This is a genomic window from Nocardia sp. CA-136227 (genome assembly GCF_050955695.1).
Lineage (GTDB): Bacteria > Actinomycetota > Actinomycetes > Mycobacteriales > Mycobacteriaceae > Nocardia.
Genome location: NZ_CP192081.1, coordinates 4211683 through 4222466, shown reverse-complemented (window position 1 = coordinate 4222466; position 10784 = coordinate 4211683). Strand labels below are relative to the sequence as shown.

At 66.7% G+C, this 10784-nt stretch carries 9 protein-coding genes; 7 read left to right on the top strand and 2 right to left on the bottom strand.

The window, feature by feature from the left end:
- Positions 1–12: 12 nt before the first annotated feature.
- The 6 genes from ACQP06_RS19425 to ACQP06_RS19400 are packed head-to-tail and all read left to right on the top strand — an operon-like array spanning position 13 to position 6624.
- Positions 13–414, top strand: coding sequence for a type II toxin-antitoxin system RatA family toxin (locus tag ACQP06_RS19425; protein WP_433665943.1), 402 nt, complete (start codon positions 13–15; stop codon positions 412–414).
- 9 nt (positions 415–423) lie between these two features.
- Complete coding sequence (locus ACQP06_RS19420) at positions 424–1671, top strand: aspartate aminotransferase family protein (protein WP_433665942.1); 1248 nt, start codon at positions 424–426, stop codon at positions 1669–1671.
- A gap of 24 nt (positions 1672–1695) precedes the next feature.
- Positions 1696–2889, top strand: coding sequence for a thioester reductase domain-containing protein (locus ACQP06_RS19415; protein ID WP_433665941.1), 1194 nt, complete (start codon positions 1696–1698; stop codon positions 2887–2889).
- 24 nt (positions 2890–2913) lie between these two features.
- Positions 2914–3147: a response regulator transcription factor gene (locus tag ACQP06_RS19410; RefSeq protein WP_433665940.1), complete on the top strand. Its 234-nt coding sequence runs from the start codon at positions 2914–2916 to the stop codon at positions 3145–3147.
- A 13-nt stretch (positions 3148–3160) separates the two neighbouring features.
- Positions 3161–4903: an ABC transporter ATP-binding protein gene (locus ACQP06_RS19405; RefSeq protein WP_433665939.1), complete on the top strand. Its 1743-nt coding sequence runs from the start codon at positions 3161–3163 to the stop codon at positions 4901–4903.
- A complete protein-coding gene (locus tag ACQP06_RS19400; RefSeq protein WP_433665938.1) occupies positions 4900–6624 on the top strand; it encodes an ABC transporter ATP-binding protein in 1725 nt (574 codons plus the stop codon). The genes ACQP06_RS19405 and ACQP06_RS19400 overlap by 4 nt, the downstream gene beginning before the upstream one ends.
- Positions 6625–6856: 232 nt before the next feature.
- Here ACQP06_RS19400 and ACQP06_RS19395 read toward each other — a convergent pair whose 3' ends face one another.
- Together ACQP06_RS19395 and ACQP06_RS19390 are read right to left on the bottom strand one after the other, a co-directional pair.
- Positions 6857–8182, bottom strand: a complete 1326-nt coding sequence (locus tag ACQP06_RS19395; RefSeq protein ID WP_433665937.1) for a salicylate synthase — start codon at positions 8180–8182, stop codon at positions 6857–6859.
- A 48-nt stretch (positions 8183–8230) separates the two neighbouring features.
- Positions 8231–9565: a phenylacetate--CoA ligase family protein gene (locus tag ACQP06_RS19390; RefSeq protein ID WP_433665936.1), complete on the bottom strand. Its 1335-nt coding sequence runs from the start codon at positions 9563–9565 to the stop codon at positions 8231–8233.
- A 177-nt stretch (positions 9566–9742) separates the two neighbouring features.
- On the opposite strand from ACQP06_RS19390, the gene ACQP06_RS19385 reads away from it, so the two are divergent.
- Entirely contained in the window at positions 9743–10777 is a 1035-nt protein-coding gene (locus ACQP06_RS19385; RefSeq protein WP_433665935.1) for a ketoacyl-ACP synthase III family protein, read from the top strand.
- Positions 10778–10784 lie beyond the last annotated feature (7 nt).

Sequence of the window (10784 nt, the reverse complement as noted above, 5' to 3'; positions counted from 1 at the left end):
CACGTGTACTCGATGACCTCTCGGCATGCCCTGACGTGCCCGCCGGAGCACCTGTGGGATGTGCTGCTGGACTGCACCTCCTACCCCGACTACATGACCGGCGTCAACGAGGTGGAGATCCTCGACGACGAAGGCGAGCGCCGCACCAGCAGCTGGCTGGTCGAGCTCAAGGGGTCGGAAATGGAGTGGGACCAGGAGGATGTCATCTCCGTTGAGCAGCGCCGGATCGACTTCCGTCAGCTCGATGGTGACCTCGCCGAATATCAGGGCTACTGGCAGGTCCACGCGAACGAGCTGGAGCTGAGCGTGGAGTTCGACATCGGGATGCCGCTGGTGGCGGAGATGATCCACCCGGCTATCGCCAAGGCGCTCGAGGGATACGCCGGGTCCATCGTGGCCCGCGCCGAGCAGTAGGGGAATGCGATGAGTGACATCAGGACAAGCGATGCCAAGACGACCTTCAAGCGGGTCAAGCGTCACTTCTCACCGTCGATGGCGCTGGCCGGCAAGTTCACCGGCCAGGGCGCGGTCGAGGCGTCTGCCGACGGCTGCCGTATCACCCTCTCGGACGGTCGCGAAGCCCTCGACTTCGGCTCGTACGCGGTCGCCCTGCTCGGTCACCGCAATGCAGCGGTCGTCGAGGCCGTGCGCCGGCAATTGGATACGATGCCCACCTCGACCCGCTCGGTGCTCAACCCGCTTCCCGCGCAGGCCGCCGAGACGATCGTCGATCATCTCGGCGGCGCCCTGCCCAAGGTGTACCTCGGCGGAAGCGGTGCGGACGCGGTCGAGGCCGCGGTGAAGCTGGCCCGCCTGGCGACCGGGCGGAAGACCGTGATCGCCGTAGCGGGTTCCTACCACGGCAAGACGCTCGGCGCGCTGGCGCTGACCCACCACGATCGGTTCAAGGGCAACCTCGGCCCGTTGCTCACCGGCTCCGTGCATATCGACCCGGCCGACGCTGGTGCGGTCGCGCGGGTCGTCGCCGAAACCGATGTCGCGGCATTGATTTTCGAACCCGTCCAGGGTGAGAACGGTGTGACCGTACTCGATCCGGCAATCCTGGCACAGTGGTGTGCCGACGCGAAAGCGGCCGGAGTCTTCGTGATCGCCGACGAGATCCAGGTCGGGCTGCGTCGCTGTGGGGAACGATCCGCCGCCATGGCAGCCGGGCTGCCGGTGGACGCGGTCCTGCTCGGTAAGGCGCTCGGCGGCGGTGTCGTGCCCGTCTCCGCCTTGGTGTGCTCCGAGGCGCTGTACGCCCCGCTGGCGGCGGACCCGGTGCTGCACACCGCTACGTTCTCCGGACATCCTTTGTGCACCGCGGCAATCGAGCCCGCGCTCGCGACGATCGAAGCGCACGTCGAGGATGGCGTGCGCATCAGCGCCGAAATGGCCGCCGGGCTGGCGGAGATCGCGTCCGACCACCCAGCGGTCGTCACCGAGGTGCGGGGCAAAGGTCTGCTGTGGGGTATCGACTTCCACTCGGCGGAGTTCGTCGGTGAAGTGCAGGTGGGTCTGGCCCAGCGTGGCCTGATCGTTTCCACCTGCCTGAGCCGCCCCGAGGTGCTGCGCCTCATTCCGCCCATCATCGCCGGCTCCGAGGACATCGCACAGGCGCTGTTCCTGTTGCGCGGATCGATCGAACAGGCGCGCGCCGCAGTCGCGTAGCCGCCAGAACGGGAAGGCAAGGACATGACATCGCTCGAAATCGAAGGCGACGCAGCGCAGTTCGCTGAGGACACGGTGCTCGCGGACGACATCGAGGGCTTCACCGCGCGAACTCCGGGCGCGCAGATGAAGTCGGTACTGCTCACCGGCGCGACCGGATTCCTCGGTGTGTTCCTGCTTCGTGAACTGCTCGCGGCCGACCTGACGGTGCACTGCCTGGTCCGAGCGGACTCGGTCGAGAAGGGCCGGGAGCGGCTGCTCGCCAATCTGGAGTCCTACGACCTGACCGGCCAGGTCGCCTTGGAACGCATCGAGATCGTTCTCGGCGACATCACGCTGCCGCGGTTGGGGCTGTCCGAATCCGACTATCAGGACCTAGCCGGAGGAGTCGACGCGGTCTTCCACACCGCGGCCAAAGTCAACTTCCTCACGCCCTACAAGTGGTTGCGCAAGTCGACCGTCAGCGGAATCCACGAGGTGCTGCGCTTCGCGTGTGCGGCCTCAGCTCCTCTGCACCATGTTTCGACCACCGGTGTATTCAGCGGCCAGACCGGCGACAACGTCACCCCGCGCGGTGAGCGGCATCCGACCGGACCCGCCGAAGGAATGCCGCTGGGCTACACCAAGAGCAAGTGGGTTGCCGAGCAGCTGATCGAGCACGCTCGCGAACGGGGAGTGCCGGTTACGGTGCATCGGCCCACCCAGGTGTGGGGCGATTCCCGCTCGGGTGCGTGTCAGCGCAACGACTTCGTCTGGCGCTTCGTCATCGGCTCCATCCAGGCGGGGGTCTACCCGCGCAGGTTCCGGCTGAAGATGAACCTCGTGCCGGTCGACTACGTGTGCGCGGCAATCGTGACCGTTGCGCGACAGGACGACGCGATCGGCGGGATCTACCACGCGATCGGCCCCGAGGCCATCGACTCGGCCACCATCCAGGGATTCATCGCGGCCGCCGGGTATGACCTGAAAGAGGTCAGCATCATCAAGTGGCTGAAGGCGATCTCGGCCGACGTCGACAACGCCATGTTCCCACTGATCCGCACGACGATGTTGATGGAGCAGGAAGAACAGCCGCCGTTCACCGACGAGATCACGAGCGGATTCCTGCGCGGGGCGGGATCGGACGGTACCGACATCACGTGCCCGCCGATCGACACGACATTGTTCGCCACCTACACGGACTATTTCGTCCGCCGCGGGTTCCTGCCCGCGCCGTAAGACACAGAGCAGCAGGAGAGTTCGATGACCACCGTATCGTTCGCCACTTACAGCCGGCATTCCGCGTCGCTCACCCGCCGCGAGCGTGTGATCGTGGCCCTCGCGGCACAGGGGATGTCGAACCGGGATATCGCCGCGCGATTGTTCATCTCCATTCGGACAGTCGAGAACCACCTGCAGCGCAGCTACTGCAAGCTCGGCGTTCACAGCCGGCGCGAACTCGGTGACCTCGCCGCGCGCGTGCACGCCGCCGTATGAACGGGGAAAGGTGATGGCAGAGAACAGTTCGACACTGAGTGGACTCCTACAACCGATTCGCTGGCGGCTGCGAGCGGCTGTCCTGGCACAGGCGCTCGGCGCCGCCGCCGGAGTCGTGCCCTTCATCGCGATCGCGGAACTCGGACGCGCGCTCGTCGGTCCCGGACCGGACCGGTCCGCGGATGCCTGGCTGTGGGTGGCGGTGGCCGTCGTCGCGTTGTTCGTTCGCACCATCCTGCTGCTCACCGCCGGTGGCATCACCCACTTCGCCGACAACGAACTGCAGCTGCACATCCGGCAGCGTTTGGTCCGGCGGCTGGGGGAGGTGCCACTGGCGTGGTTCTCCGACCGAAACTCCGGGGCGGTGAAGAAGGTCGTCACCGACGACGTGGAATCCATGCACCATCTGGTGGCGCATTCCATGCTCGAAATCACGTCCGCCATAGTGGTTCCGGCCACTTCGGTGGCATATCTGATCTGGGTCGACTGGCGGATGACATCGGTGACGCTGCTGCCGCTGATCATCGGCTTGGGCCTGTACTCCGTCACCGCCGCCGCGATCGGCAAGAGTATGCCCGCGTACGGGCAGGCGATGGCCGAAATCAACAGCCGGGCAGTGGAATTCGTGCAAGGCATCGGTGTGGTCAAGATCTTCGGGCAGACCCGCCGGGCACACGAACGTTACACCCGGGCCGCCTCCGACTTCTCCAGCTTCTTCACCGCCTGGGTCCGTTCCACACTGACATCGAAAACCGTGGCCGAGGTGGTGCTGTCGCCGGTGGTCGTACTGACCGTGGTGCTCGGCGGCGGGGCGATCTTCGTGACTCGCGGTTGGCTCGACGCGGTCGACCTGCTTCCGTTCGCCCTGCTCGGCGTCGGACTCACCGCTCCGGTGCTGTCGCTGTTCTACGCAAGCTACGAACTGAGCATGGCGAAGACCGCCGCCGAGCAGGTGCGCCAGACGCTCGATACAGCCGTTCTGCCGGTGTCCGAGACTCCGCGCGTGCCGCTGGACAACACTGTCCGGCTCGAGGGTGTGCGCTGCTCCTACGACGGTGAGGTGGAGGTGCTCGCCGGCGTCGACCTGGAGCTCGCGGAAGGTACGGTGACGGCCCTGGTCGGGCCGTCGGGCGCGGGCAAGAGCACACTCGCGACCCTGGTGCCGCGGTTCCGCGACGTGACCGCCGGCGCGGTCACCATCGGTGGTGTGGACGTGCGGGAGATGGCAGCGGACGAGCTCTACCGTCGAGTGGCGTTCGTGTTCCAGGACGTTCGTTTGCTGCGCGACACCGTCGCGGCGAACATCGCGCTGGCTCGGCCCGATGCAACCCGCGACGAGATCATCGCCATGGCGCGCGCAGCCGCGATCCACGATGAGATCCAGGCACTTCCGCGCGGCTACGACTCTGTCGTCGGAATGGACGCCCAACTGTCGGGCGGGCAAGCGCAGCGGGTGTCGATCGCGCGGGCGCTGCTCGCGGACACCCCGATCGTCGTCCTCGACGAGGCCGCCGCTTACGCCGACCCGGAGTCCGAGGCCGCCGTTCAGGACGCACTGTCTCGGCTCACCGCCGAGAAGACAGTGCTCATGATCGCGCACCGACTCTCCACGGTGGCAGGCGCCCACCAGATCGTCGTTCTCGCCGACGGCACCATCGCCGAGCGAGGCAAGCACACCGAATTGGTGCTCGCCGGTGGGCGGTATGCCCGCATGTGGGCGGACTACGAACGCATCGAGGAGAGGACCGGCGCATGATGATCCGGAAACTGCTGACGGTCGTCGGACCCGAGCACCGCGGCGCCTTGCGGCACATGCTCGTCGCGCTCGTGATCGGCGCGGTGATGCAGGGCATCGCCTTCGCTCTGCTGGTACCGATCCTGAAAACCCTCTTCGGACCCGACCCGGCCTCGGTCCTGTGGCCGTGGATGTTCCTGCTGCTGGTCGTTCTCGCGGTCTACGCCATCGAGTACTACGTGAGTCTGCAGCTGGGCGTTCGGGTGGGCGGGGCGCTGTCGAGAAGCTTGCACACTCGGTTGGGCGATACTGTGGCGTCGCTGCCGCTGGGCTGGTTCGGCGCCGACCGGGTCGGCATGCTCGGCCAGCTGGCCACCAAGAGCGTCATGGACATCATGGGTGTTCCCGCGCATTTGTTGCGCCCGCTGGTGAACACCGTCGTCACCCCGGCGACGGTCGTCGTGGCGCTGTATCTCTTCGACTGGCGTCTGGCGATCGCCGTGACGCTGACGATTCCCGTGATCATCCTGGTCTACCGCTGGAGTGTGGCGCTGGGTGCTCGCGCCGATGCCGTCCGTGCCGCCTCGCGCGCCGAGAGCAGCGGCCGGGTGGTCGAGTTCGCGCAATTGCAGCCGGTACTCCGGGTGTTCGGGCGTGGAGCCGGAGACAGGCTCCTGGAGGAGGCAATCCAGACCGATCACCGCGCGGCGCGACGAGTGCTGGCGACCGCGGTACCCGGATTGATCGGGCTGAGCGTCGCTGTTCAGGCAACCTTCACCACGGTCATCGCGCTCGGCGTCTACCTCGTGCTGGACCATGGTCTCGCCGCCGCGACGCTGGTGGCGGTATTGGTGCTCGCAGCCCGATTCACCGAGCCCATCACCGAATTGGCGGTGCTGGGATCCACGCTGAAGTCCGCGGGCGGTGCGTTGGATCGCGTGCTGGCCCTCCTGAACGAACCCGTACTGCCCGAGCCGCTCATGCCGTCGACCCCGTCGGGCAACGAGGTTCGATTCGAGGCGGTCGAATTCGGCTACGGTGACAAAACGGTTCTGCGAGACGTCTCCTTCGTCATTCCCGAGGGCACAACCACCGCACTGGTCGGCCCCTCCGGGTCCGGCAAGACGACGGTCAGCCGCCTGATCGGGCGTTTCTGGGACGTCGATGCCGGCCGCGTCACAGTGGGCGGTGTCGATATCCGCTCCATCGCGGGCGTCGATCTGATGTCTCGAATCTCGGTGGTCTTCCAGGACGTCTACTTGTTCGAGGACACCATCGAGGAGAACATTCGCCTCGGTCGACCGGGTGCCACCGATGCCCAGGTCCGGGCCGCCGCCGATGCCGCGCGGGTCACCGAGATCGTCGATCGCCTGCCCGACGGTTGGGAGACCCGTGTCGGTGAAGGCGGCTCGACCTTGTCAGGCGGTGAGCGGCAACGAGTTTCGATCGCCCGCGCGATTCTGAAGAACGCGCCTGTCGTCCTGCTCGACGAGGCGACGGCGGCGCTCGACGCCGAAAACGAGCGGGCGGTGTACGACGCGATGTCCACCCTCACCGCCGACCGCACGGTCTTGGTGATCGCTCACCGCCTGCACACCGTGATGCATGCGGACCAGATCCTCTTCCTGGACAACGGCTCGATCTCCGAACGCGGCACGCACAGCGAACTTCTCGACACCGACGGCCGCTACACGCGATTCTGGGCACAACGCGACCGTGCCCGCAAGTGGTCCTTGACCTGAGGTCCGGATCTGCCGGCCGGGCTGTATCCGACGGCGGATCCGCGGTAGGGCATCCGGCTCCGCGCATCCGCGGGATGCCCTACCGTTCACGCGACGTCACCCGCCGGACTCGGCGAGGAATCGCAACGCGGACGGTATGAGCAGCCACCTCGGTGTCATGCCGAATTGCCTTGTGCCAGGCTGTGGTCTGACACAAGGCAATCCGGCGTTTTCCGGTGAGTGGACGATCGGGCTATGTGCGTGGGACCAGGTAGGGCGCCACGCTGCCGAGCTTCTCGCAGGTCTCTTCGAATTCGCGCTCGGGGCTCGATTGCGCGATGATGCCCGCGCCGGCTCGGAGCCAGGCGGTGCCACTGGACTGGTAGACGGCTCGGAGGACGAGGGTTGCCTCCAGGGCGCCGTCGGGTGAGAGGGTGACCACCGCCCCGGAATAGAGTCCGCGGGCGGAGCCGTCGATGCGGAAGATGGCGTCGACGCAGGGGCGTTTCGGGATGCCGGAAGCGGTGACCGAGGGGAAGAGGACCTCGAGGGCGTCCCAAGGGGTGCGGTGGGGGGCGAGGCGGCCCTGGACGGTGGAGGCGAGGTGCTGGACGCTGCCTCGTTCGCGGACCGACATGAAGTCGGTGACGGACAACGTGCCCGGGTCGGCGATCGTCGCGACTTCGGCACAGGAGGCGCGAACCGAGACCGCGTGTTCGACAATCTCTTTCGGGTTGCGCTCGAGGTCGTCGCGGGCGGCTCGGTCGGCGGGGAGTCCGCGGCCGAAGGCGCGGGTTCCGGCGAGCGGTTCGGTGGTCACGGTGCCGTCGACGTCCACGGCCACGACCAGCTCGGGGCTGAAGCCCGCCGCCTCGAGGCCGCCCAGCTGGAGGAGGAACGATCGAGCCGGCGTGTTGTGCGCCCGGCCGAGGCGATAGGTCTCGGAGATGTCGATCGCGAAAGGCAGGTCGACCCGGCGCGAGAGGATGACCTTGTCGTAGTGGCCCGACCGGATCTCCTTGATCGCGGTCGCCACGCGCCGCCGATAGCCAGTGGCGTCGCCCGAAACATCGACGGCCTCGGCCACCGGCAGGGGATCGGCTGCCGCGGACAGGATCTCGTCGATGTGAGCGGCTTCCTCGGCGCTGGCTCCCCAGACCGTTACCGCTGACGCGGTGATGGTGACCTCGATACGCGGAATCATCAAGTGCGCCAGAGTGATCCCGGGAGCGAGATGATGCTTCGCCTCGAGGGCGTGGGCGCAGAATTCGAATCCGATCCAGCCATAGGCCGACGCTGTCGCCGCGATGGGATCTTCCAGGCGGATTCGGTCGAGAGCCCGTTCGAGGGCCGTCACGGGGCGGCCCGTCCAGGGCTCCTCCCGAGTTGTTCCACTCGCGGTGATCCGTACCTTGTCGGTATCCAGCTCGATCGTTGCCAGGGGGTCTGCCGCGAAAACCCAAGCGCCGGGGCGCTCGTAGACGACATAGTCCCCGAACAGTCCCGATCGCGCCATGCGGCTGACAGCGGCCACCGGGTCGGCGACAGTGTCAGTGGTGGCGAACTCTGTTGTGGTCACGTGCTTTCTCCGTCGTTCTCTTCCGTGGCCCAGCCGGCTCGCGGCTGGTCACTGGTACATCAGGGCTTTGTCCCAGGATTCGTCCGGGCCGAACAGGTAGCGGGCCTTGAGGATGTCGCGCTCGGCGACCAATGCGTCGGTCGGCACGAGCGTGCCCGGCCGCAGTGGAGTGATCCGGTGCGGGATGGCGAGGGCGGAGTCGATCGCGGCGCCCAACTCGACCGCGGCGCAGTCGCGGACATCGTCCGGCGCTTCGAATTCCACCAGCAGCGCTTCCGGAGTCGCCTGTGCGCGCCAGAACATCACCTGGAATTCCCGGGGCAGGGAGTAGACGAGCTCCTCGAGTTGGTTCTGCGTCACCGTCCGGCCGGTCACCGGGTAGCCGAAGCCCGCGCGCCCCAGAACGCGCACGGTCGGCAGTATCAACCCGCAGGTACAGGGGTCGTAGCTGACCTCGACGTCGTCGGCGAGGTTGTAGCGGAGCAGCGGCATGGCCTCGCGATACAGCGGCGTTACCACCAGTTGTCCGTGACCCGCGGCGGAGATCTGCCCCGTATCGGGGGAGTACACCTCGAAGATCGCGCGGTCCGCCCAGAGATGCAGCCGGCCGTCCTGGCATTCACCGGCGATCGTGCCGGTCTCGGTCGACCCGTACTCCTCGACGATCTTCACTCCGCCCCAGATCTCGCTCAATCGGCGCTTCCGGGCGGCGGTCATCGGCTCGGCGGCGACGAACATGGCACGCAGAGACGGGAAGTCGGTATCGGGGCGCAGGCCGGCGGCCTTGGCCGCCGCGGCGATCATCACGGCCTCGGTGGGGTTGCACCACGTGAGAGTGACGTCCAGAGCGACGAGCAGTCGCACAATCCGGGATAGTGGCAGTGCCAAAGAGCGGGCGTCCCCGGGGACGACCGTCGCGCCACGCAGCCGCCCAGCGGCCTGTGCGAGATGCCCGGTGATGACGAGCGCATACGGCGTGCGTACCAAAAAGGTGTCGTCCGGTGTGATTCCCACCCATTTGCGGGCATATCGCTCGGCGAGATCGACCCAGTCCTCGTTGGTGTAGTAGGACGCGGTGGGGTGGCCCGAGGTCCCACTGGATTCGTGATAGGTGGCCAGTTCCCTGCGGTCGACGGCCAGGAGTCCGAACGGATAGCAGTCCCGCAGATCCTGCTTGGTGGTCAGGGGCAGGGACTCGAAGTCAGCGGCCGCGACCGGAGCGCCACCGCTCGCGTATCGGTTGCCGTAGAACGGGGATTTACCTGCGCGATCGAACAGTTGAGGCAATCTGGCTCGCTGGAGCTCCGCGAGCTCTTCGAAACTCGACCAGTCACCCAGCTCCGGGCGGCGAGTCTGCGCGGGGACGGCCGACACATGCGTCATGAGTACTCCTTCAGCGGAACGCATTTCATGATTGCTCTGGGTGGACGGCCTCACCAGAGGCGAGGCTACTCAAAGTCGGACCGGGGCTACTCAAATTTGCGAGGAGTTGTCCACAGCGAGAAAATTGAGTACCGACTACTCATGAGATCCGGCCGGTGAAATGTTCGTATGGTTGGCATGCGGACCCAAGACCTGTATCTGGCGGGCATCGGAAGCGAAGTGCCGGAACTGATTCCGATGTCGTCGGCTGTCGCGGCGGGCTGGTATGACGAGGCGGCACTGGCGGTCTCCGGCCTCGAGTCGATCGCGGTGAGTGCGAACACTCCGGCACCCGAACTCGCGATCGCGGCTGCCCGGAAGGCACTGTCGGCCAGTGGACACCAGGCCGACGATCTCGGTGCGCTGATGCACAGCTACACCCACCATCAGGGACCCGACGGCTGGTCGGCGGCTCATTACGTCCTGAACAACACGGTCGATCGCCCGATCCCGGCCCTGGAGATCAAACAGGGCTGTCTCGGCATGCTCGCGGGCCTGGAGGCCGCGGCGAATCGATTGGCGGCCAACCCCTCTCACGACGCCATCCTGATCACGACCGGAGACAACTTCTCGACCCCACTGGTCGACCGCTGGCGCGCCTCGAAGCTCTTCGTGCTCGCGGACGCCGGATCAGCCGCTGTGGTGTCGCGCCGCGGTGGCTTCGCGAAGGTGCTGGCGGTCGGCTCGCTGTCCGATTCCTCGATGGAGGTGCTGCACCGCGCCGGTGAGGAACTCTTCCCGCCCGGCGTCACTCGCGGAGTCGGGTTGAACTTCGACGACCGTTCGGCGAAGGTGCGCGAGCAGTGGGCCGCGGGCCAGGCGCCGCCGATCCGCAACTTCGGTCTGCGGGTGGCCGAAATCGCCCAGCGGACGCTCGACGAGGCCGGGGTCGGCATGGACAAGATCGTGAAGGTGTGCCATCTCGGTTTCGCCCGCGACTCCTTGGAGGCCATGTTCCTGTTGCCGCTGGGCATCGAGCAGGAACAGGAGGTCTGGGACTTCGTCCGGACGATCGGGCACACCGGTACGGCGGACCTGTTCCTCGGACTCGAGCACGTCTGGGCTACCGGCCAGGTCGGGCCTGGCGATCATGTGCTGCTGATCGCGACAGCGGTCGGCATGGAAGCCGGCGCGGCCGTCGTCGAGATCCTCACTCCGGCACCGGCCGCCTAGGAGCTTG

What these genes read in the sequence shown, in the direction of transcription:
- ACQP06_RS19425 (WP_433665943.1), top strand. Translation starts at nt 13, where the DNA reads ATGACCTCTCGGCATGCCCTGACGTGCCCGCCGGAGCACCTGTGGGAT.
- ACQP06_RS19420 (WP_433665942.1), top strand. Translation starts at nt 424, where the DNA reads ATGAGTGACATCAGGACAAGCGATGCCAAGACGACCTTCAAGCGGGTC.
- ACQP06_RS19415 (WP_433665941.1), top strand. Translation starts at nt 1,696, where the DNA reads ATGACATCGCTCGAAATCGAAGGCGACGCAGCGCAGTTCGCTGAGGAC.
- ACQP06_RS19410 (WP_433665940.1), top strand. Translation starts at nt 2,914, where the DNA reads ATGACCACCGTATCGTTCGCCACTTACAGCCGGCATTCCGCGTCGCTC.
- ACQP06_RS19405 (WP_433665939.1), top strand. Translation starts at nt 3,161, where the DNA reads ATGGCAGAGAACAGTTCGACACTGAGTGGACTCCTACAACCGATTCGC.
- ACQP06_RS19400 (WP_433665938.1), top strand. Translation starts at nt 4,900, where the DNA reads ATGATGATCCGGAAACTGCTGACGGTCGTCGGACCCGAGCACCGCGGC.
- ACQP06_RS19390 (WP_433665936.1), bottom strand. Translation starts at nt 9,565, where the DNA reads ATGACGCATGTGTCGGCCGTCCCCGCGCAGACTCGCCGCCCGGAGCTG.
- ACQP06_RS19385 (WP_433665935.1), top strand. Translation starts at nt 9,743, where the DNA reads ATGCGGACCCAAGACCTGTATCTGGCGGGCATCGGAAGCGAAGTGCCG.